General features: G+C 33.6%; 4 protein-coding genes. All 4 read right to left on the bottom strand.

The annotated features are described in order from the left end of the window. Positions 1-139: 139 nt before the first annotated feature. The 4 genes from DHD80_RS19765 to DHD80_RS19780 all read right to left on the bottom strand — a co-directional run bounded on the left by DHD80_RS19765 (position 140) and on the right by DHD80_RS19780 (position 2121). Positions 140-706, bottom strand: coding sequence for a hypothetical protein (locus tag DHD80_RS19765; protein ID WP_251743196.1), 567 nt, complete (start codon positions 704-706; stop codon positions 140-142). A gap of 192 nt (positions 707-898) precedes the next feature. Next, on the bottom strand, positions 899-1075 hold the full coding sequence (locus DHD80_RS19770) for an integrase core domain-containing protein (protein ID WP_251743197.1): 177 nt from the start codon (positions 1073-1075) through the stop codon (positions 899-901). A gap of 7 nt (positions 1076-1082) precedes the next feature. After that, on the bottom strand, positions 1083-1790 hold the full coding sequence (locus DHD80_RS19775; RefSeq protein WP_251743198.1) for an IS3 family transposase: 708 nt from the start codon (positions 1788-1790) through the stop codon (positions 1083-1085). Then, complete coding sequence (locus DHD80_RS19780) at positions 1765-2121, bottom strand: transposase (RefSeq protein ID WP_251743199.1); 357 nt, start codon at positions 2119-2121, stop codon at positions 1765-1767. Before DHD80_RS19780 ends, DHD80_RS19775 begins: the two co-directional genes overlap by 26 nt. Positions 2122-2287: the final 166 nt, after the last annotated feature.

Below are 2287 nucleotides of genomic sequence, written 5' to 3' on the forward strand. Positions count from 1 at the left end.
TCCAAATCGCTGAATAGCAACCCCACAATTTAGACCAATCCCCATAGTAGACAATCGGTAAACAACCGGTTCAGTCAACACTGCGTTCATGTTGGGCCGTACCGGCCACACGAACGCTTAGTTATTGGGTGTAGTTTTTTTACGGAATTAAGATTGGACCAAGAATCTGAAACCATAAAAAAAATCCAGTAATTCCACCTATGAATCCGGATATGATAAATGGTAGTTGAACATCTCTTGGTAAGATCTTGAATATTACGTATACTGAAATTCCTAATCCAATCAAACCTAAAATGACAGGTATTGTTCCGGAATTCAGTTTTAAATACTCTGAAATATATTTTTCATCTCCACCAAAATAACTTGCGTCTTGAAATAAAACTTTAAATGATATTGAATGAACTAAATTAAAAACTTCTCTTAACCAAAATAAGGATAAGAATACAGCTAACCAGTCAATCAGTTTTATCTGATATTTTCTAATTTTTTCTCTTCTTCCAATCAAAAATATAAATCCTAATGAACCAGTGAGAATAGTCTGTATTGGACCACCTAAAGTAATTTTGAAACTGTCAGACATAAATTTTCTTAATTCTTGATCGAAAAAGTCCTTTCTCTTATAAGATAAATCATTGTCAATTTCATATTTGTATTCTAGGTAAATTGAATCTAATTCTTCTGTTTTTTTAGAAGAATTATAATTCATACTTCCATAATGCAAAGTTGTTTTATATCCAAGACTCTCCGCAACAATAATATGTCCTAATTCATGCGTTATTGTGCCTATAATTGTAAAAATTATAAAGGTTAGAATGAAGTATGTTATCTGTTTAATTATGAGTGAAATCTTTAATTAAAATTTGTCTTGTCCTGAAATATGGCTACAGGTTAAATTGATTTACGCTGTTAATTTATATACCATATTTGGTGTTTGGTAGTCTAAAGATAAATGTAATCTTATTTCATTATATAATTTAATAGCATTTTTTGCTGCTCTTTTAGCGTGTTCTTTGTTTGTAAAGACCTGATCGAGATAGAATTCATCTTTCAGGATCCCATTTACCCGTTCAGCCATGGCGTTTTCATAGCAAGTGGTTTTCTTCTGTCATACTGATGCCTATCTTTTTTCTTTTGAGGATTTGTGTATACACATTGCTGCAATACTGTATTCCTCTGTCTGAATGATGTATCAGCCCTTTGATGTCTTTTGCTTGGTAAATGGCTTTATTAAGCGCCCTAACACATCCTTTAAGCTCCAGGCTATCACTGAGGTCATAACCCACAATCTTTCTTGAATGCATATCTGTAATGAGTGCCAGGTAACAAAATCCTTTTACGGTTCTGATATAGGTAATGTCCGATACCCACACTTGATTCGGCCTATTCACTTTTAAATCTTTTATAGTGTTATTATACTTATAAAACCTGTGATACGAATTGGTTGTCCTGGCACTGTATTTCTTTCTTAAAGTCAACATTTTATGTTCTCTGAGGATATTGAACAATGTATCCCGGCCTACTTTTATTTGTTGTTTTTCAAAGTCCTGACTTAAGGATTTCATTAGTTTTCGCACGCCTTCTCTCGGAAGGGATTTGCGTCGTCTTTTAACGATAGCAACTATATGTTGTTCCACCTCTTTTCGCTTATCAGCTCTGCTTTTGTACTTATAATAAGCGTCGCGTTTTAGCTCAAAGCAATCACATATTTTTGATAACGAAGCAAATCCCTTAGCTTTTTCCTTTGCTATGATTAAGGCTTGATATTTAGTTTTTTTTAAGTTCCAGGACACTTTTATAGCCTAGTTTTTGGGCTGCTACTTCCAAGTATGCATCATCTACCAGTTGATCCATATCCTTTTTAAGGAGTAGTTTTTTAAGCTGTTCAATCTCTTTTTGGAGTGCTTTGATCCGTGTGATCTCATCTTTTGTTTCTACCATAACCCTTGTGTTCATAAGGTCCTTACGCGCATACTTCCTGATCCATTCATTGATGGTGGAGCAAGCAATCCCATAGAGTTTACCTAGTTCATACTTAGAATATTTTCCAGTACTAAGTTCTGATAAAATTTTTAATTTGAATGGTTCGCTGTAACGTCTGGTTACTCTGTCATTTTTATACATAACTGTTTAGAATTATGTAGCCTTTATTCAGGACGGGTCAAAATTCTGACTAACGTCAAATGTTGTTTTGTATTAAACCTGGTAAAAACCCCAAATCTTCTGGTTTGAGTTCCAATTTAGCAATATTTTTTTTGAGTCTGGTTACGATTTTTAATTTGCGCTTTTG

The organism is Gramella sp. AN32 (assembly GCF_023718305.1).
Taxonomy (GTDB): domain Bacteria; phylum Bacteroidota; class Bacteroidia; order Flavobacteriales; family Flavobacteriaceae; genus Christiangramia; species Christiangramia antarctica.

Coding starts and splice junctions, on each gene's coding strand:
- DHD80_RS19770 (WP_251743197.1), bottom strand. CDS start 1,075: ATGGCTGAACGGGTAAATGGGATCCTGAAAGATGAATTCTATCTCGAT.
- DHD80_RS19765 (WP_251743196.1), bottom strand. CDS start 706: ATGAATTATAATTCTTCTAAAAAAACAGAAGAATTAGATTCAATTTAC.
- DHD80_RS19780 (WP_251743199.1), bottom strand. CDS start 2,121: ATGTATAAAAATGACAGAGTAACCAGACGTTACAGCGAACCATTCAAA.